Source organism: Aliiroseovarius sp. YM-037 (genome assembly GCF_048060095.1).
GTDB lineage: Bacteria > Pseudomonadota > Alphaproteobacteria > Rhodobacterales > Rhodobacteraceae > JBLUOA01.
In genome coordinates, this window is record NZ_JBLUOA010000002.1 from 139,413 (window position 1) to 157,693 (window position 18,281).

General features: G+C 61.6%; 14 protein-coding genes. 1 reads left to right on the forward strand and 13 read right to left on the reverse strand.

What is annotated here, in order from left to right:
- Positions 1 to 81: 81 nt before the first annotated feature.
- Positions 82 to 2,388, forward strand: coding sequence for a type VI secretion system Vgr family protein (locus ACEWPJ_RS11270; protein ID WP_416513166.1), 2,307 nt, complete (start codon positions 82 to 84; stop codon positions 2,386 to 2,388).
- Here ACEWPJ_RS11270 and ACEWPJ_RS11275 read toward each other — a convergent pair.
- The 13 genes from ACEWPJ_RS11275 to tssA are packed head-to-tail and all read right to left on the reverse strand — an operon-like array spanning position 2,375 to position 18,228.
- Positions 2,375 to 2,881 (reverse strand): TagF domain-containing protein, encoded by a 507-nt coding sequence (locus tag ACEWPJ_RS11275; protein WP_416513167.1) that lies wholly within the window; start codon positions 2,879 to 2,881, stop codon positions 2,375 to 2,377. The two genes, ACEWPJ_RS11270 and ACEWPJ_RS11275, sit on opposite strands and share 14 nt — an antisense overlap.
- Positions 2,882 to 2,887: 6 nt before the next feature.
- Positions 2,888 to 6,430 carry a type VI secretion system membrane subunit TssM gene (tssM, locus tag ACEWPJ_RS11280; RefSeq protein ID WP_416513168.1) on the reverse strand — a complete coding sequence of 1,181 codons (3,543 nt, stop codon included), beginning with the start codon at positions 6,428 to 6,430 and terminating at the stop codon, positions 2,888 to 2,890.
- A gap of 3 nt (positions 6,431 to 6,433) precedes the next feature.
- The gene (gene icmH, locus ACEWPJ_RS11285; RefSeq protein WP_416513169.1) at positions 6,434 to 7,783 is read right to left on the reverse strand and encodes a type IVB secretion system protein IcmH/DotU; all 1,350 of its coding nucleotides are present in this window, start codon (positions 7,781 to 7,783) and stop codon (positions 6,434 to 6,436) included.
- Positions 7,784 to 7,785: 2 nt separating this feature from the next.
- Positions 7,786 to 9,120: a type VI secretion system baseplate subunit TssK gene (gene tssK / locus ACEWPJ_RS11290; RefSeq protein WP_416513170.1), complete on the reverse strand. Its 1,335-nt coding sequence runs from the start codon at positions 9,118 to 9,120 to the stop codon at positions 7,786 to 7,788.
- 15 nt (positions 9,121 to 9,135) lie between these two features.
- Positions 9,136 to 9,591: a type VI secretion system lipoprotein TssJ gene (gene tssJ, locus ACEWPJ_RS11295; protein WP_416513171.1), complete on the reverse strand. Its 456-nt coding sequence runs from the start codon at positions 9,589 to 9,591 to the stop codon at positions 9,136 to 9,138.
- Position 9,592: 1 nt separating this feature from the next.
- A complete protein-coding gene (gene tagH / locus ACEWPJ_RS11300) occupies positions 9,593 to 10,810 on the reverse strand; it encodes a type VI secretion system-associated FHA domain protein TagH (RefSeq protein WP_416513172.1) in 1,218 nt (405 codons plus the stop codon).
- A complete protein-coding gene (tssG, locus tag ACEWPJ_RS11305; protein ID WP_416513173.1) occupies positions 10,807 to 11,865 on the reverse strand; it encodes a type VI secretion system baseplate subunit TssG in 1,059 nt (352 codons plus the stop codon). Before tssG ends, tagH begins: the two co-directional genes overlap by 4 nt.
- Positions 11,829 to 13,712: a type VI secretion system baseplate subunit TssF gene (gene tssF / locus ACEWPJ_RS11310; protein WP_416513174.1), complete on the reverse strand. Its 1,884-nt coding sequence runs from the start codon at positions 13,710 to 13,712 to the stop codon at positions 11,829 to 11,831. Before tssF ends, tssG begins: the two co-directional genes overlap by 37 nt.
- Entirely contained in the window at positions 13,712 to 14,425 is a 714-nt protein-coding gene (locus ACEWPJ_RS11315; protein ID WP_416513175.1) for a type VI secretion system baseplate subunit TssE, read from the reverse strand. Before ACEWPJ_RS11315 ends, tssF begins: the two co-directional genes overlap by 1 nt.
- Positions 14,426 to 14,471: 46 nt before the next feature.
- Positions 14,472 to 14,960 carry an Hcp family type VI secretion system effector gene (locus ACEWPJ_RS11320; protein WP_416513176.1) on the reverse strand — a complete coding sequence of 163 codons (489 nt, stop codon included), beginning with the start codon at positions 14,958 to 14,960 and terminating at the stop codon, positions 14,472 to 14,474.
- Positions 14,961 to 15,002: 42 nt separating this feature from the next.
- Complete coding sequence (gene tssC / locus ACEWPJ_RS11325) at positions 15,003 to 16,511, reverse strand: type VI secretion system contractile sheath large subunit (RefSeq protein WP_416513177.1); 1,509 nt, start codon at positions 16,509 to 16,511, stop codon at positions 15,003 to 15,005.
- A gap of 2 nt (positions 16,512 to 16,513) precedes the next feature.
- The gene (tssB, locus tag ACEWPJ_RS11330) at positions 16,514 to 17,050 is read right to left on the reverse strand and encodes a type VI secretion system contractile sheath small subunit (protein WP_416513178.1); all 537 of its coding nucleotides are present in this window, start codon (positions 17,048 to 17,050) and stop codon (positions 16,514 to 16,516) included.
- 23 nt (positions 17,051 to 17,073) lie between these two features.
- The gene (tssA, locus tag ACEWPJ_RS11335) at positions 17,074 to 18,228 is read right to left on the reverse strand and encodes a type VI secretion system protein TssA (protein ID WP_416513179.1); all 1,155 of its coding nucleotides are present in this window, start codon (positions 18,226 to 18,228) and stop codon (positions 17,074 to 17,076) included.
- Positions 18,229 to 18,281 lie beyond the last annotated feature (53 nt).

The following is an 18,281-nucleotide window of genomic DNA, read 5'->3' on the forward strand; positions in this document are numbered from 1 at the left end:
GCACCCGCGCCGGAAATGCGTTATACTTCCCTTATTTCGAGCCCCCATTTTGACGCTCGGCTTCCGGGCAGGAGATCAGTTATGTTCGAAGACCGCGAGATTAGCGTCAAATCCCCGCTAGCCGAAGAGGCTTTGTTCTTTTCAAGTATGAATGGCGCCGACGAAATCGGCCAATGCTTCCGGTTTGAACTGGAGCTCGCCAGTGAAGATATTGAGCTGAAGGCCGAAGATCTGCTGGGCAAAGGCCTGACGGTCCGCGTCGGCAAATCTGAACCGCACCGCTACTTCCACGGACTGATTTCGGAGTTCGGCTTTGTGCGGATCGAGGGCAGCCACGCGTTTTATCGCGCGGTCATCCGCCCTTGGACGTGGTTCCTGTCAAAGACCCACGACACCCGTATTTTCCAACAGATGAGCGTGATTGAAATCGTCGAAGAGGTGCTGAATGAATTCAGCGGCGCGACCTTTGAAAAGCGGCTTCAGGGCAACTACGAGCCGCGCGAATATTGCGTGCAGTATTGCGAAAGCAACCTCCATTTTGTCCAACGATTACTTGAGCATGAGGGCGTCTGCTTCTTCTTTGAATATGCCGATGGCGAACACACGATGGTGCTGACCGACGCCAATGCCAAACTGAAACCGGTACCGGGGTATGAGACGATCCCGTTTCAACAGGACACGCTGCTGTCGTTCATCGATGGCGACTTCATCACCGATTGGCAACCCACGCATGAAGTCATGTCGGCAACCTTCGTCCAGACCGATTATGACTCCACGAAGCCAAGCGCCGACCTTATGGCAAAATCCGAAAACGCCCTTGGCCATGAAAACGACGACGGTGAGGTTTACCACTATCCCGGCTACTACAAACAGCTTTCGCGCGGCGATGCGCTGACCGAAGTGCGGCGGGAAGAGGTGCAGACGCCATCTCACAAGGCCCACGCGAAAGGCACTGTGCGCGGAATGTGGTCGGGCGCGACCTATACGCTTGAAGGCTTCCCACGCGAGGCTGAGAACGACGAATACCTGATTTTCAAGACCCGCTACAACATGTGGGACGACCAGTATCGCACCGGGCTTGATCGCGCGGGCGCCGGCTTTCAAGTCGAATATGACGTGACGCCGACGGCACTACCGTTCCGCCCGCCGCGCCGCACGCCCGTGCCCTTCGTTCACGGCCCGCAAACCGCAACCGTCGTCGGGCCGGGGGGCGAGGAAATCTACACCGACGAATATTCCCGCGTGAAGGTTCAGTTCCACTGGGACCGGCTAGGCGGCAATGACGAGAATTCATCCTGTTTCGTCCGGGTTAGTTCCGTCTGGGCCGGGGCGGGTTGGGGTTTTATCCAGATCCCGCGGATCGGGCAGGAAGTGATGGTCGATTTCCTCGAAGGCGACCCGGATCAGCCGATCATCACCGGCCGCTACTACAACGCTGAACAGATGCCGCCCTACAGCCTGCCCGACAACGCGACCCAATCGGGGTGGAAGTCGAACTCGTCCCCCGGTGGCGGCGGATTCAATGAGCTGCGGTTTGAGGACAAGGCAGGCGCAGAAGAAGTCTATTTCCAAGCCCAGAAGGACCACAACGAGCTAATCAAAGACAGCGAAAGCCGGGTTATCGGAGTCAACTTTTTCGAAGAGGTCGGCAACGACGCGGAACAAGACGTCAAGAACAACCGGACCGAACACGTCGGCAACGACAAATCCACAGCCGTCGACAACAACCGGAACGTGGTCATCGGTGTGGACGACACGGAAGAGGTTGGAAGCAATCGCAAGCTTAAGGTCGGATCAAACGAGAACATCGAAATCGGCGTGGATTCGACCGAAAAGATCGGCAGCAACCACACCCAGACCGTGGGTGGCGTTCAAAGCATCACGGTCACGCTTGCGCGAATGGACAACGTGATGGCCGCCGAAACGCGCTCTGTCGGGCTGGCACAGACCCAGAATGTCGGCAACCGGCGCAGCGTGACCGTCGGCGCGCAGCAAAGCCACAAGGTCGTCAGCGACGATTCATGGAGTATCGGGGCGAACCAGATCATCAACGTTGGGGGAAATCAAAACCTCGATGTCGGGGGCGTGCAGAGCAATACGATCACCAAGGACCAGACCAACAAGATCAACGGCGCCCGCGCGACCGACGTCACCAAGTCCGAGGCGCACAAGGTCGGAGAGGATATGGGCGTCAATGTCGGCACCGACTACATCCTTGAAGCGGGGGATACCTTGACCCTTAAATGCGGCAGTTCCGTCATTGCGATGAAAAGTGACGGCACAATCAATGTCGAGTGCAAGGACATCACCGTTAAAGCAAGCGGCAAGATCAATTTCGACGCGGGCGGGGATATCGTCGGCAAGGGCGCCAACATCAAGTGGAACTGACGGCCATCTGCGCGACCGCATCGGCGGCGGTTGCCCCGTCGGCACCGATGGGGTCCGTGCCTTTCACCCAGATCAGGCAGCCCGATTGGTCAGGGTCAGCGACCCACCCGTCCACCGAAATCTGCGCCAACGCCTCTAACGCCTGATCGGGCGGCAGGGGCGTGTCGATGACCTTCCGGGCGGCAGGCAACACCGCATCGCACCAGCCATCAGCCGTCACAATACTGGGCGCGCCATCAGACATCATCCCTATGATCGCAAACGGGTATTCCCGGCCAAGTTTATCGTGGCTTGGCAGGATCAGCGCCGCGAAACCTCCATCCTCCCGCGCCATGACAAGTCTAATGCCATTATCCGGCAATCCCCGATCTAAAGGAAGCCCACCGACCACATTGCGCGTCAGCCATTGATCCAGAACCGGACGCAAACCGGGCGGCAAACCGCGGGCAACGAAGTCTCCGGTCGAGGGTAGCTTGCCGAAGAACCCGACCATCGCGGGTCAGATCCGTTCAGGGCATTGGAACGATCCGAACACCTCAAGATCAAACGGATTGTCGACGCTGTTCGCCCGCAGCTCATATTGCGCACGATAGGGACCGTTGCCGAGGGTCAGGCGGAACAGCTCAGGCAATTCCGTCTTTTGCATCCGTCCCGTTCGGATCATCCTCAGCCAAGCCCAATCCCCGGTTTCCGACGAAATGACCTCTCCCGCCCCATCAATCGGCGCGAAGGTGAGGGAGATCAGGTTCGTTCCATCCGGCCCCGGCCACGTCATCGGCTCGGGTCGCGTGGCGGAGTTGAAATAGTTCAGCGTCTGCCCATCCAGATTAAGCGTGACGCGGGAGGCGTTGGGCGACAGGTCAATCGGCTGAAGCGTGAAGGCCATCACCGGCCCAGCCCCGCCGGGGAACAGCCCATCACGGATCGACCGCGCGCGTTCAAACGGGGTCAGCCGATCAGCGGGCAAGTTGAAATCCGCGCGCCACTGCCATGGTCGCACAGTGTTGTTGATATAGGGCAGCAGATGGTCGTTGGTGTAGCTGTCGATCAACCCGCCGGGGCCGAACAGGCGGGCAAAGTCGGACGTGTTGACATCAATCCTGCTGGATTGGTCAAACGGATAGCGCCCCGCCGTTGCCGACACGCAGAACGGCAGCACATCAGCCCGCCAGCGGGCGTTCAACTGGGCGATCACCGCGTCCATCGTGATGGTGATCGTGTCGCCCGCGATGCCGCGCAACCAGTCGTCCAGCGGATCGGGCAACAGCGCGGCTTCGTTCGAAATCGCACCGATCAGCTGTGGAAGCCCGCCCCGTGCCAGCAAAGCCGCTTCGGGGTCGGGGCTGGCGGCGACGGTCTGGAGTTCGTTGGAAAGCGCCGTCAGCGCCGCAACGGCGGGATCAAGCAGCGGCGGCTGGCCATCGCTCTCTTCAATCGCGGTGCGAAGCGGCGCGAAATGGTCCGACACCGGCTGACCCACCGGCGGCCCCGTCGTGTCGGCGGCAAAGGTCGTTGAAATCGTCGTGGCCCCCGACCCGGCCAACTTGTTCAGGTTCGCAAGCCGCTTGCGCGCGGCGCTCAGCAATCCGTCGCTCACCGCGTCTGCGGCGGTCTCCTCGCCTTCGGTCCGGGCAAGGTGGGTTTCAGCAACGACCGCTGTCAGCAGCCGGATCAAGGCGCTGTCGGTGCTGGAAAGGTCCTTCAGGTTATTGCGTGCCTGCGTCAGATCGGTGATCGGCGTCAGCCGGACATCGCGCATGAAACTGTCCCACTGGGCGATGTAGTCCTCGTAGTAGAGCTTCAGCAGATCATTCTCGATCTCCGCCACCGACGGGTCGGCATTTTCCGAACAGCCACCGGCAAAGACAACGCGATCAAGCGCCGCTTGCGCCGCGACCTCGGGCACCAGCGGCAGGATGGTCGAATGGAACCCGTCATGCGTGAACGCGCCGGGTATTCCGATACGCAGCGTTTTTTCCGACAGGCGCGACAACACCTGTGCACCGTTTGGTCCGGCGAATTCGGCGGGCACCCAATCATCCAGATTGCCGAGCGACGGATGTCGCATCAGCGCCGTGTAGGCGCGGGTCGACAAGGGGACCGTGCAGATGGTTTCCAGCGTCAGGTTCACCAGCCTTGGGTCCGGGTCGAACTTCTGTTCATCAAGCGCGAGGCGGTGCAAGGCATCCACCTGGAACGTGCGTGCGGCCTCGGTCGGGAAGGGCGTGATCGGACTATGTTCGGGTAACTCAATCTCCCACCACGCGGCGGCGAACTCGCTGTCGAAGGGCGCGAGGCCCGTCATCATCTGATAGGTCTTCATCGCGCCCAGCAGGAATTCCGGATTGCGGATTTCGCGCCACATCGTTGCTTCGATAAGGGCGAGCATCCGGGGTTCGAGTATATTCTTCAGCGCGTGTTCATAGGCCAATTGCTGTGACTGTCGGATTTCCGGCAACGCCGTCGGACCGGCTACGGTCAGGATATTCGCCGACACCTCCGTCCGGGCCGTGGCGACGTCCTGCACCGCCGCCAGCGCGAGGTCGAGGTCGAGAGGCTCAACCGGTGCCTGCCGCGACGCGACATTCGCAAGCTGGCCCTTCAAGGCCGTCAGCAAGCGTTCCTGATCAGCAATGCCGCCAGAATAGCGCAGGTAGGAAAACAGGAACAACAGCCCGGCGAAAACCGCGACCAGCGACGCGCCCGCAAGCGTTCCGCGCCAGATCCAGCGCCGCCGTTCTTCGGCTTTTGGGTCAAACGTGCCAAGACCCGCTTCGCGGAACACCACATCGGTCATGAATTCGCGCAGAAAGAATGACCGCTTTTCGCCGTGGCTCCGGCTTTCGGGCGCGGGGGCTGCCAAACCGAACGCGCCGGAAATCTGGTCAAGCATCCTGTCAATGGGCGAGCCTTCTTGCGTCGCCGACGTCAAGTAGAAGCCGCGCAGCCACGGGCTTTCCTCATATTTGTTTTCGCCGAATACTGTTTCGGTCAGCAGCTTTAGCGGGGCGGTCAGCGCCTCGACCTGTGCCGGGAAACGGAAGACGAGCGCACGGTCAGACAGCCGGTCGGTCTGGCTTAGCCGCGCGGTCATGCGGTTCTCAAGCTGCTCCGTCAGCGCCTTGATTTCACCGTCGACCGTCATCCCATCGACCCGTGCGTCTGTTGGCAGAGTCGCGCCCCACACCTGTTCCCGCTCACGTGTTGAAAGGTCGTCAAAAAACTCCTCAAACCCCGGAACTAGGTCGGTTTTCGTGACCATCAGGTAAACCGGCAGGCGGATTTCCAACAGCTCTCGCAGTTCGGCCAGCCGTTTGCGGATTTCCCGGCCGTGCTCGCGTAACTCTTTCTCATCGCCGAGTAATTCCTGCAGTGAGATCGTCAGGATCACCCCGTTAAGCGCCCGCCGCCCCCGGTGCTTGCGCAACATTTGCAGAAACCCGCGCCACTCGGCCGCGTCAATCTCGGGATCGCTTTGCTGTTCGACATAGCGCCCGGCGGTATCGACGAGGATCGCGTTTTCGGTGAAGAACCAATCGCAGTTCCGCGTGCCGCCCATCCCTTTCAGATCGTCGGACAGGTCGATCGGGAAATGCAGCCCGGACTGGCGCAAGGCAGTGGTCTTGCCGGTTCCCGGCGGGCCGATGAAGATATACCACGGCATGTCGCGCAGAAACTTCCGCCCGCCAAGCTTGCTGCGTTTCATCTGTTCAAGGATGCCTTGGAACTTTTCGTTAACCTCGGCGACGTTCTCGTCGCCCGGCGCCGACGGTTCAGGCTCCGGCGCCTGCGCGAGTTCGGTGACGAACATCCGGTTCGCCCGCGCCGCCCGCAATTGCCGGACCAGCATCGACACCAGCCAAATCACAATGATTAGGCCAATGACAATCACGCGGGTCAATTCCGACGCCAGCGGCGCGACAGAGCCAAAGCTTATGATCGCGCCGAATTGCCAGATCAGCAGGCACAGCACGGTGACGCCAATCAGCGTCCAGAGGAACCGCGAGAACAGGAACCGAAACAGACCTTTGAGAATCTTCATGGCTCAGATCCTCTTTTCCAGCACGATTTCGACGCGCCGATTGCGGGCACGGCCTTCGCGCGTGCCGTTATCGGCGATGGGCCGGGTCGCGGCGCGGCCTTCGGAGGTGATGAGGTCGGCAGGAATGCCAAGCGACACGAGCAATCCGGCAATCGTCTCGGCCCGCGCCTCGGACAGTCCCTGGTTCGACGCGAAAGGGTTCGACCGCTGGACCGGGATGCTGTCGGTGTGGCCGATCACTTTGATCCCGCCGATCACGTCGATGTTTTCCTTGATAACCCCGGCGACTGAAGCCAGCAGCGACTGGTATTCGCTGTTCATCTCTGCCTTGGCAGAGCGGAAAACTTCGGGGTCCGTCGCCTGCATCACTATGATGGCAAACGATACGTCCTCTCGCCCGGTCAGTGCTCCGACGGTTTCCGGCGGGGCCGCCGCGGCGAAGAGGGGCAGTAGTTCCAGCACGACCGGATTGATTTCAATCACCGGGGCGGGCTCGGAATCGCGCACCGGGCGAAAGACCTCTGCCCGTTCATCGGGGGGCAGGAAATCAACCAGCGTGTAAAGCTGTTCGCCCTTGTTCGAAAGCTGCGTGCCAAGGCCAACGTAAAGCGCGATAATCAGCGCGGCCGCGCCCAGCCAAATCGTCCAAAGCGGGAGGGCAAAGCGCGAGGGCTCATCGCTCGCCTCGACGCCCTGCCAGTTGGGGGCGAGGGGGGCTTTATCCTCGTCCGGGTGGCGCAGAACGCGGGCGATAGAGCCTCGCAGCTGCGCGAGTGCACCTTCGCCTGACGCCCCCGCAATCCGGTGTTTGCCACGAAAACCTAGGGACAGGCAAACATAGGCGTGTTCCAACATCTCGGGGTCGCGTTCAGGGAAACGTAACAGGTCTTCGATGCGGTCAAAGAAGCGTTCGCCAGCGTCTACATCGCCATAAAGCGACACCACCAGCGGATGCCCCGGCCAGTCGCTATGTCCGCCCCAAGGGGTGTTAATTGCTATGTCATCCAGCAGCGCCGCGACGAACCACGCCGCCTGATCGGCGCGCGCCAGGGGCACGCCCTGTCCCACGGCGCTGTCCCGCGCGTGGATCAGGTTATCGAGCAATCCGGCCCGCAGCGTATCGGAATTTTCGGGCGCTTCCGCGCGCTCCAGTTCGGGTGCAAAGCTCATCAATGCAGCAAACGCCGCGATCAGCGGGTTGTCGTTGGTCCGCACCTGCCGGACCCGCCCCGTTCCGCCATCCACCCCCGCGCGAGCGTAGTTCTGGCCGCCCGCCTTCCGCTGGCTTTTCGAGGGGCGGATAACGGTGCGCCCCGCGTCATTGGATAGGCCGAATGGATCATCTTCGGTCATGGCTACCTGCTCACCGCATAGCAATCGATTTCGGGTTCGTGCGCCAGTTCGCCCGACACACCGATGACAAACCCCGGCGCGTCCATCAGCGACGGCCAGTGTTCCGATTTCCGGTCAAGCTCAAGACATAGGCGGTCGCCGTCATAGGGGATTTCGCGCGGCTGCGAATGAAGCGGGCGCAGCGCGATGCCCGGCAGGCGGGATTTCCAGAGCTTTTCAAACTCGTCTGCCGCGCCGACCGTCGCCTGATCGACGAAAATCTTGCGCATCATGTCTTCGGACATCTCGGACCCGACCCGCAGGACGATCCGCGCCGATTTCAGCAGTTCGGGATTATCAAGCCGCACCTTCCAAATGTTTTTGCTGTGCTTCGCGACCGGCATCGCGCGGGATTTCGGCTCTACATGGCGCAGCGACAGGATCAGCGACCGAAGCGTATCGGCCAGCGCCGAAAACGCCGGTTGCGGGTCGCTGTGGTCGTAGGCCGGAAATTCGCTCAGGCCCCGGTCGTTTGATCCATAGGTCGCCATCCGCCCGGCAAGGCCCGCCAATTCGCGGAAATATTCAGCCGGGTGAAACAGGTCGGTCGACAGCATATGCGCGATCCGTGGCCGCGCCGAATTTGCAAGTTCGAGGATCAGCAGGTTTTCGACCGACCGCCCCGCCCCGCCACGCACGATTTCGCCGTGCGCCTCGGAAATGCGGTCAAGGCCGGTCACGATTTCCTTGGAAAGATTGGCATACCACGGCACCGCTGCCGTCACCAAAGCTGGCGGCAGGAAGCCGTCGTCAAGCGCCACAGACCCGTCGGCCCGCAGCCCGTCGATCCGCGCCACGGGCAGAACCGCGTGGCCTGCGTGTTCTTCGCCCGGTAGCAGCAAAGTCGCGGCAAGGCGCGCAACCTCAACGTCTTCCGGGTCGGCACCCCCCCGCACCGCGTCGGGCACGTTGACGATACTGCCGCGATAGCGCCCACCACCCGACGCCGCGTGGGCCGGGTCAATCGACGCGGCCCCGGCGGTGTCCATCGGAATAGCGATGGCGACAAGCCCGGCCTCGGTCTTTGAGGTGACCGGAGCGGCCTCGGGCGCATCCATTTCGCCGGGGATAGAGAATGGCGTGCCGTCGGGAAAGATACCGTCGGCCGAAGCGATGGCAACGCGCCCCGCCTCAAGCGCCGAAGGGTCAAGCTCCAGACTGCGAAACCCGAAGTTCTGAAGCGGCGCAGCCTGCATTGCGCCCCGCATCAGGGCCTCAGTATAGCGGTCCTGCTGCTGGAAATGTTGGGTCCGCAGAAACAGCCCCTCGGACCATACAACCTTGTTTTTCCCTACCATTCTGCTGTTCAACCTCTATGCGGACTGCAAGGAAATGCCGCCGCCGCCGACGGTCACAACAATCCCGGCATCGCCACTGGCCGGGGCCGGGACCTTGGCGCGGAACACCTTGCCGCCCGGCTGGCGGAACCCGGCAATCACGCCGATAAACGCGGTTCCTTCTTCAACACCGACGATCTTTTGCGCGGATTGTCCGGCGGATAAGACCAGTTGGTCGGACTTGACCAGATCGCCGCCAAGCGCGCTGGCTGGATCTTGCAACGCAAAGAAATCGGCGTTGTCGAATGACCCTGCCCCGCGCAGCTGCACGATGGTCAGCGTCAGGGGTCTGTCGCTCCCGTCCGGGCCGGTGTTCATCCCGGCAGACCCGGTCGCGCTGATCGTAACGGCCCCCGGTCCAGATGGCCCAAGACACCCTCCAAGGGCTAGCATTGCGCCGCCCGACATCATCACTGTTCTGCGGTCTAGCATATCATCGTCTCCCTTTTTGTTCATATGCGTCACGAAATTCACTGCCGACTTCGCCGAGAAATCGGTTCTCTGCCGCCTCTGCAATTTCGGCGTAGCGGTCTTGGTAGAGCTTCCACAGCTTCGCGCTGCGCCCGCCCGACAGCAGCGATTCCAGCAGCCCGTCATCTTCCATCGCGCGTTCGATTTCAGCCGGGTCAAACCGGTCGATCATCCGCCTGAGCGATACTTGCAGCGCGGTCCACGTTCGTATCTGGTGGTCGGCCAGATCGGAAAACGCCGCCTCAATCGCGCGGTCGGGGTCAAGATACCCCTGCCCGCGTGCCTTGATCAGCGCGGCGACGGCGTCATCGGTGGTGACGAGCGATTTCAACGGATTGACGTCTTGCGCCCCGATCACGGTCTGGGCCACACGCACGTTCTGCTTTTCCTGTGCGCGTGTGCGTAGCATTAGCATCACGCCATCGACCAGCAGGCGAAAGCGTTTTCCCATCGCCTCCATCGCCTCGGGTGAGTTCAGATGGTCGGCCATGTCCGGCGACACGCGCAGACCACGCAGGAACGCATCGATCGCGTCGGACGGGGCGGCGGTAGGCGGCGGCGTCCGTTCGGGTTCGGGCGTGGGTTTCGTAGCCGGCTCCGGCGTCGGGCGCGATGGCGCGGGGTCGAGCGTGAATGGGTCGTCAAACAGCGGCGGCGGGGCCGCTTCCTCCTCGCTAAAATCAAACGAAGCGTCTTTCTTCAATTTCGGCCCTTCGAACGGGTCGGGCAGAGTGTCCGGACGCTCGGGCCGCTTCACCTCCTCGGATTTCACCGAAAAGAACCCGTCATCCTCAAAACCAACGGGTGATTTTTTCGCGGCAACGGCGGTCTTCGGCGTCGCCTCTGGCGCGGGCGCTGGCGTGGCATCAAGCAACTCAACCCGCATCACGAAATCACCCAGCCGTAGCCGCATTCCGTGTTCCAGAGCCGTGCCGTTTCCGGGGCCAAGTGGCGTGCTTCCCCCATCCACGAACAACCCGCCAGAGCTCGCGTCGACCACCTCGTAAACACCGTCCTGACCGCTGATGACGCAATGCCGCCGCGACACGTATTTGTCCGGGTCGTCGATCTGCCAGCCCGCGTCGTCGCCCCGGCCAATCGTCAGCTCTCCGCCCTCGAAGCGATAGCTGTTTCGCGCCTGCTTGGTCGGTGAAAATTCGAGGACGAGGTTGACCGTCATGCCGTTGCAACCCCCATCTGATCCGTCAGGGGCCGTGTGTTCAGCCGAGTGAAACAAAGGTCGTCTGCGTCTTTCGATTGATCCGGGGACAACCACAGCGTGCGACCAAGTTGCCCGTGGCCCAATCGCGCCTCCGGGACTTCACCGGCCTTCAGCACCAGCCGTAGATCGTACTCCGTTTGCAGGCCCACGGCGAACAGAACGGCATCGCGCAGCTGGTTCAGCGCGCGTCCATCGGTCACGAATTCCAGGAACCGGGACAGCGGGACGGGGCCGACCCGGATCTCAGCCCGGTCCTGCCGCGAAAAGACGCGGCTGCCGATCGTGGCCGACTGGCCGAGTTGCGCATACTGCCCGCCCAGCCGGGTTTGTAGGTTGCGCGGAATCTCAAGCCAATGGGCGATGAATTCGCGGACGGACACGGCGGCCCCGGCAACGTCTGACATGTAGCCAGTCAATCGCTCAACCCCGTGGGTTTCCGAAATCAACGACGTGCCATGCCTCAGCTTGTGGTCGCGGGTCGCGGCGCCTTCGGGCACCCCCGGCAACGCAATCCCGGCCAGCGCGCGGAACATCGCGCCGACGCGTCCGCCGGTGCCGTGTTCATGCTGAATCTCCATCCGCGCATCGGCCCAAGATCGCCAGTAAAGCGCGATCAACCGGTGCTGAAGCAGGTTGCAGAAGTTGAGGAACGCGCGGTCCGACGTCGCCCCCTCGGCATCGCCACGGAACCAGCGGTTCGACAGACGGTTGATGACCCAACGGGTGACATGCAGCGGCATCGGGCCTTCGGGGCCGAGCAGCCCCAGCGCATGCACGTCGAGCCGCACCTTCCCGGTTTCCGTTTCGATCCGCAACGCCTCGACATCGCCGGTCGCAAAACTCAGCCGCGCGCCCTGCCCCAGCCGCGCCGGTTCACGGTCCGGCCCGCCGCTGCGGCCAAAGCGCTGATCGCCAGATTCAAGCTGGCGCAGCAGTTCAAAGAACTCTGTCTGCGTGGCGCGGTCGCGCAGCAGCTCTAAATCAGGGCGCGATTGCCCGGTGTCATGGGCCATACCACCTCCTCCTGTTTCTGGGCGAGGCGCACTCGCGTGTGAACGAAGGAGTTGATGGCGGCGTGCCGCGCGAACAGTCGCGCAAGAAGGGCAGGCAATAGCAAGGTGCTGCCGCCCACAAAGATCGATTCATCAACCTCAAGCCCAATCTCGACGCCATGCCCAAAACAGATCGGCCCGGCGATGTTGAGCCGTTCCACCACGTTGTTTGACCGGATGCCGGTGATCGCACGGACATGACGGCCAAGCGTCGGGTCGCCGCGATCCGCATAAAGGTCCAGCACGGCGCGCAGTGGTTCGGCGTCTTTACCCTCCTCCGCCAGCGACAGAAAATTCAGGCTAAGCTGGGCAATCAGCCGCCATGCGAGGTCGTCCATGTACGCTTCTCCGCCGACCTGCACGGGGGCAGCGGCAGAGAGCGACGGGCGCGGACGGCGGAAGGCCGATAGCAGCGCGACACCGCCAACTGGATCGCCTGTCTCCAGCGTTAGTGTCGGCGTGTCCTCAAGCACGGGAATATCACGATTGGTGCAAAGCGCCCGGATGTCGAGCCGCTTTAACGCCCGCGCGTCCGAGGCATCAGGCATCCGCGACACCGTCACAAAGAAATCATCGCCGACGTAGCTGGTGCGCGTCTGGCCGCGGCGCACCTCGTCCTCTCCGGCCCGACGCGGACGGCGCGATGTCGCGTAGACATAGCCGCTGCCCCGGTTCTGTTCGGGCGAATAGATCGGCTGAACACGTGCTTCTTGCCCGACGGTGTCAGCGTCTTCGACACGGATCAGACGGTAGATTTCAAAATCCCTCGGCCTCGTCCGGTCGGCGTGAACCGCGTGTCGGGTGCGGCGGGGATCGAGTTCGACGAAGTTACACTCTTTCTCGAACAGATTGATCAGCGGCGTGACGAACAACTTCAGGTCGGGGTCGGAGACACTCGTCAGTTCCGGTTGGTCATTGCGCAGGGTTATGATGCACTCAAGCGCACCTTCACCGCAGGCCCGGACCGCGGGGTTGAGGCCGGTCAGCCGGGCGTAGTGGAACCGTTCCGGCATCATGAAATATTCGCGCAGCAGCCGGTAGCCTTCAAAGGCGGCGCGGGCGCGGGGCAGCAGTGCCTCGCTGCCGTCGATGCCGACCATTTGCGGGCGGCCAATGCTGCGGAATGGCGGCGCGGGCTTGCCATCCGCCGGGCGCACGAAGGCGTCGCAGGACCGCCCAATCAGCGCGTCGAACAAAGCCCCACCAAGCGCCTTGCCGCCCAGAAAGATATCAAGCCGATCAAGCGATAGCTCACTCAGCACCGCGCTTTGTTGCGCCTCAAGCGTAAAACGTAACGCTGCCGCTGCGTCGCGAATATCGTCATCGGCCAGCCCTGCTGATTTCAACTGGCCCGCGCCTTGCAGGTATTCGACATTCGTCAACTTCACGGGCCACAGGCCGACGTCCTGCGCGATGCTAAAGGTGGCGCGGGTCGATAGCCCGTCCGTCAGGCCCGAAATCAACCGCGTGCCCTTCCCCACAACATGCCCGTCCAGCATCGTTTCGACCTGTGGACCGGGCGCAAGTTGCGCCATCGTCACGGCGGGGCCGGGGCCGGTCAGATCGGGGTAAAGCGCGTCGAGCAGATCGCGGGCATAGCGGATGCTTTCGGAATCGACCTTGGCGCGGGTCCGCGCGGCGAGGTAGGCGACCCCTTCAAGCAGCCGCTCGACATAGGGGTCGGGGCAAGGCGTTGAATCAAGCGACAGGTTCCGCGCCACAGTCGGATTCAACGCCGCGAATTCCTCTGCCAGTTCTCGAATATGGGCGAGCTCTTCCTCGTAATATGACAGGAACGCCCGATCCATCAGTCGTCCTCGATCTCTGTCACCGCCTGCCCGTTGTCGAGGTCGATGGACGTCGCCAGTCGTAGGCGTTCTGGCACGGGGGACAGCATCAGAACCGCGTCAAGGGCGATCCGCATCCCGGTTTTCTTGTCCATCTCAACTTTCACCTTGATCGATTCCCGCTTCAGCCGCGGCTCATAAATCGCAAGGATGTCGCGCAGCTCTCGGGCCAGTCGGTCGCGGTCAAAATCGCTGCCGGTTTTGCCGGCGAAGGACGGCACGCCGAAATTCACCACGCTGCGGCGGACATGCGGAAAGCTTGCCAGCATTTCCTCTGGTGTCGTGTGGGTGACGCTTTCGTGATCCGTCATCATAAAGTCCGCCTCTAGCCGTTCGATGTTGAACAGCATCTCGATGTCGCGGCGCACCGCTTCGCGCAGCACGTCGGCGGTGACGACGATACCGCTCGCCTGAATCGCCCGCGCCCGGTCAAGCTGCGCGCTGAGATGGTGAAGCTCTTTTCTTGTGTCGTCCTTCAGCCCCTCCTCCTGCTCAATCGCACGGGGGCCGCCGGCCAGAACCTTGGCCAGCCGGTCTTCGCCAAGGTCTTTGCCCAGCTCTGCCAGCAAATAGTCGCTTTCCGCCGTCAGGCCCGCCAAATCATCGACGAGGCGGTCCCAAAGGCTTGGCTGAACCGCCTCTCGCCGGGATTGCAGGTCTTGTATTTCAGGCACTCGGTGCTCTCCGGAGTTGCGGCGGTGGGCGCAGCGTCATCGCGAATCAGCCGCCCGCAACGACGTCGTATTCCTGTTCGGACTCTTTGCCGCCGGAGCCGTCCGGTTCTTGAACGGTGTATTTGATGTTGATCTTCTCGCAGGCGATCGCGATGTCTTCGAGAAGCATCTGCTCGTCCTTATCCTCGCCATCATTGCTGTAGGAGTAGCGCGAGATCAGGCAATTGGTCATCGTGATGATGAGATATGGTAGCCGTTTATCGCCGGAGTCCTTGAGCGCGGTGAACACAGCCTCGTCTACCGTCCCGCCAGTCAGGCATTTCTTCGCAATATGTGGCGAGGATGAATCGTACCATTTTCGAAAGTGGAAATTCCCGATTTCGGCGCGGGCCTGGGTCAATCCGCTGCCGATCACAGCGCCACTTTTCTGGTCAACCGTCCAGTAGGCGCCGTGCACATCGATTTGCTCTTCAAAGTCAGCCTTTTTGGACTCACCCGGAATATCGGTCAGTTCTAGCAATCCATTCACACCCATTCTAACACTCCTTTAATGTCGAATTAAATTGGCTTGGCCTCCTCAGCTGCTTTTCACCGATGGAAGCTCGGAAACCAGCCTCAGGCTCGCGTTAATCCCTTCAAGCTGGTAGTGCGGCCGCAGATAGAAGCGGGCGTTGTAGTAGCCGGGGCGCCCCTCGACGCTGTCGACCTCGACCTCGGCCATCGCCAGCGGACGCTTGGCCTTGGCCTTGTCATCCGCCATTGCCGGGTTCGCCAGCACGTAGCGGTTGATCCACTCCGACAGCCAAACCTGCATGTCCGAGCGTTCCTTGAACGTGCCCACCTTGTCGCGCGCGATGGCCTTCAGGTAGTGGGCAAAGCGGCAGACCGGCAGCAGATAGGGCAGGTTTGCCGATAGCCGTTCATTCGCCTGCGCGTCCGGGTCAACCAAACGGCCCGCGCGCGCTTCGTCATCCTGCAACGAATGGGCGCCGATAAACGCCGCGACATCCGTGTTCTTCCTGTGCAGGATCGGCATCATGCCAAGCTTCGCAAGCTCCGCCTCGCGCCGGTCGTCGATGGCGATTTCGGTCGGGCATTTCATCGCCACGGTCCCGTCATCGGTCGGGAAGGTGTGCACAGGCAGGTTCATCACCGTGCCGCCGGATTCGACGCCGCGGATTTGCGTGCCCCACCCGAACAGCTTGTGGCTGCGGTTGATGTTCACACCCATCGCGAAGGCCGCGTTCATCCAAGTGTATTTCTCGTGATCGCCTGCGACGACCTCCTCAAAGTCAAACCCTTTGACCGGTGTCGTATCCTTGCCGTAGGGCAAACGCGCCAACACACGCGGCATGGTCAGGCCGATATACCGCGCGTCCTCGCTTTCGCGCAGGCTTTGCCAAGAGGCGTAATCGGGTGACGATACGATCTGCTCAAGGTCTTGCGGGTTGGGCAGTTCCTGCCAGCTTTCCATGCGGAATAACTGCGGGGCCGCCGCCGCAATGAACGGCGCGTGGGCCGAGGCACAGATGCCCGAGAGGTTCTTCAGCAGGCTGACATCACGCGGATGGTGCGAGAATTCATACGCCCCGACCAGCGCGCCGAACGGCTCGCCCCCGAACATCGAATACTCATCCGTGTAGACCTTCTTGAACGCCGGGGACTGATCCCACATCTGGCCTTCAAAATCCTCAAGCTGATCGGCGAGTTCATCTTTCGTGATATTGAGAACCCGGATTTTCAGCCGCTTGTCAGTCTCGGTGTTGTTGACGAGGTAGTGCAACCCGCGCCACGTCCCCTCCATCGCGCGGACCTCGGGCGCGTGCATGATCTCGTTCATCTGATCGCTCAGCATACTGTCGATGCCTGCGATCAGCGATTTGATCGACTTCACGGCATTGCCGGAAATCGCGGCGGTTCCCGCCTTTTCCTTCGCGGCAAGCGCGAGGTTCTGGACCAGCCCTTGCAACTTGTCGCTTTCGGATTCCTTGACGCGGAAATCCTTTTCCAGCAGTTCGCTGAATTCCCCTAAATCGAGGGCTTCAGCTTCGGCGCCTGCGGCTTCTTTTGCTTCTTCTTTCGCCATGATCAGCCCTCCCCTTCAGAAGACGCTTCGGCGGCGGCCTCAGCGGCCTGTGCCAGCAGCGGTTCGTTCGACAAAAGCTGGGCGATGCGTTTTTCCGCATCCACCTTGCCGTCCATGTAGCTCAGCAGTTCTTCAAGCTGACCGCGCATCCGCAGCAATTCAGCCAGCGCCGGAACCTGCATCGCTATCTTGTCGGGGGCGAAATCGCCCATGTTCTGGAAAGACAAATCGACGAACATCTCTTCGTCGGCATCGTCGCCCTCCTTGCCGGGCAGCTTGTTACCCACGCGCGCCTTCACGCGGGGGGACAGCGCCTCCATGAATTTCGGGAAACGACCAGCATCGGTTTCGACGAAGTTGCGTTCGCCGACCGGTTTCTGCGCCTCACGCGTCTCGGATGCGCCGGCAAGATCGGCCATGACGCCCATCACGAACGGAAGCTCGATCGTGGTCGGACTGCCGTAATGTTCGACATCATAGGCGATTTGCACCCTTGGGGCGCGGTTCCGCTCGATCACCTTCTGCTTGCTTTCAGCCATCAATTATCCCTCTCTTGCTGGTCCTATTTTGTTTTTTCGGCGGCAACGCCTGCGGCGCTGTTGAACTCTTTCATTCCGCTTGGGGCGATTTCTTCCATCAGCTCCATGAAATCCATCGGCACCATGCGCCGGATACGCTTGGCAAGGTGCGGGATTGGGCTGGATGGTTCGGTGCGTTCGTAGAATTCGATAATCAAGTCGAGGTGACGCATCACGTCGTCGCGGCTGGCAATCGCGCCGACCGGGGCGGGCGTGCCGTTGATCGCCGCAGGCTCAGCCGCTTTGGCGGGAGTCGTGGGGGTGTCGTCCGTCATATCGCCACCTTCCGTTTTTTGCGTCTTGGCCGCATCTTTCGCGGGGGCGTCCGCCGTCGCGTTCAGCGTGGCAGCCACGCGTTCAAGGAAGCGGCTCAGCTCCCCAAGGCTCACGCCTGCGCCGTCGCCGCCGATTTTGCCGCTCATCGTGCCTTCCAGCGTGGCGAGCGCGGTGACGGACTGCGCGACGGCCTCTTTCAACGCCGCCATCTCGGCTTCCTGTTCGGCGGTATAGGCCCGGCAGGCGGCACCGACACGGCTGCGCAGCGCGTCTTGCGCCTCTGCGATCTTCGCCTGTTCCTCCTGACCCAAGCCCGACGCGCTTTCGCGCAAAACCTGATCGGCATTCAGCAAGCCCCGTGCCAAATCGCGGCCCGTCACCGGTCCCAGCCCGCGAATGGTAAAGACCGGGTTGATCTGAAGATCACCCAGCAGGCCGTTTTCGTCGTTCTGTAGTTGTAGAACCGCGTTGATCCGGCGCACCGCCGCATCGCGTGGGTTATCCCGCTCTCGAAGTCCGGGATGCACGGTGTCCCAAAATTCGTCGATTACGCCCGAAAGCATCCCCAGCCCGGCGGCCAGACCCCCGAACCCGTCAAGGTTGTAAAGCGCCCTAACGACGATAACGAGAAGACGCAGGTCCTGGCCATCCTTAGCCAGGTCCCGAGATTTCTCAATGACCTCTTCCCAATCAACGATTGCTGCCGCATCCGGGTCTGCACTGTCCGCGCCCGAGCGGTTCGCTATTGCCGCGGGCTCTAATTGCCGTTCTAACGCGTGAAAGCGCGCATCGTTTCGTAGTTCGACCCCGGAGGGGTTTGAATTGTCGGCCGGGACGAGGAATATTTCCAATTCCTCGGACACTTTTTTGTCCCCACTAGACCTTACGTAACGTTAAGGACTGTTTCACACTTTTT

Bases quoted from the DNA above. Each gene is read 5' to 3' on its own strand.
- ACEWPJ_RS11270 (WP_416513166.1), top strand. From the start codon at position 82: ATGTTCGAAGACCGCGAGATTAGCGTCAAATCCCCGCTAGCCGAAGAG.
- ACEWPJ_RS11275 (WP_416513167.1), bottom strand. From the start codon at position 2,881: ATGGTCGGGTTCTTCGGCAAGCTACCCTCGACCGGAGACTTCGTTGCC.
- tssM (WP_416513168.1), bottom strand. From the start codon at position 6,430: ATGAAGATTCTCAAAGGTCTGTTTCGGTTCCTGTTCTCGCGGTTCCTC.
- icmH (WP_416513169.1), bottom strand. From the start codon at position 7,783: ATGACCGAAGATGATCCATTCGGCCTATCCAATGACGCGGGGCGCACC.
- tssK (WP_416513170.1), bottom strand. From the start codon at position 9,120: ATGGTAGGGAAAAACAAGGTTGTATGGTCCGAGGGGCTGTTTCTGCGG.
- tssJ (WP_416513171.1), bottom strand. From the start codon at position 9,591: ATGCTAGACCGCAGAACAGTGATGATGTCGGGCGGCGCAATGCTAGCC.
- tagH (WP_416513172.1), bottom strand. From the start codon at position 10,810: ATGACGGTCAACCTCGTCCTCGAATTTTCACCGACCAAGCAGGCGCGA.
- tssG (WP_416513173.1), bottom strand. From the start codon at position 11,865: ATGGCCCATGACACCGGGCAATCGCGCCCTGATTTAGAGCTGCTGCGC.
- tssF (WP_416513174.1), bottom strand. From the start codon at position 13,712: ATGGATCGGGCGTTCCTGTCATATTACGAGGAAGAGCTCGCCCATATT.
- ACEWPJ_RS11320 (WP_416513176.1), bottom strand. From the start codon at position 14,960: ATGGGTGTGAATGGATTGCTAGAACTGACCGATATTCCGGGTGAGTCC.
- tssC (WP_416513177.1), bottom strand. From the start codon at position 16,511: ATGGCGAAAGAAGAAGCAAAAGAAGCCGCAGGCGCCGAAGCTGAAGCC.
- tssB (WP_416513178.1), bottom strand. From the start codon at position 17,050: ATGGCTGAAAGCAAGCAGAAGGTGATCGAGCGGAACCGCGCCCCAAGG.